Raw genomic sequence first — 436 nt, forward strand, 5'->3', positions numbered from 1 at the left:
GTGCGCGGCATCGCCGAGCAGGAACAGGCGCCCGTATTGCATTGGCTCGACCACGAAACTGCGCAGCGGCGCGATGCTTTTCTCGATGGACGGCCCGGTCACCAACTGCGCGGCCAGCTCGCCTGGCAGGCGGGTCTTCAGTTCATCCCAGAAGCGTGCGTCCGACCATTGATCCAACGGCTCTTGCACCGGCACTTGCAAGTAATAACGACTGCGCGTGGGCGACCGCATGCTGCACAGGGCGAAGCCACGCGGGTGCTTGGCGTACACCAGCTCGGCGTGTACCGGCGGCGTGTCGGCGAGGATGCCGAGCCAGCCGAAGGGATACACACGTTCGAAGATTTTCAGCGACCCTTGCGGAATCGACTGACGGGCAACACCGTGGAATCCGTCGCAACCGGCGATGTAGTCGCACTCCAGGCGATAGGGTTCGCCC

At 64.0% G+C, this 436-nt stretch carries 1 protein-coding gene; it reads right to left on the reverse strand.

Annotated elements, in window-relative coordinates; all coding sequences use genetic code 11:
- A partial coding sequence (locus IB255_RS30535; protein WP_192211292.1) for an FAD-dependent monooxygenase occupies positions 1 to 436 on the reverse strand: 436 nt, incomplete at both ends.

The organism is Pseudomonas sp. PDM22 (assembly GCF_014851965.1).
In the GTDB taxonomy this organism is placed as follows: domain Bacteria; phylum Pseudomonadota; class Gammaproteobacteria; order Pseudomonadales; family Pseudomonadaceae; genus Pseudomonas.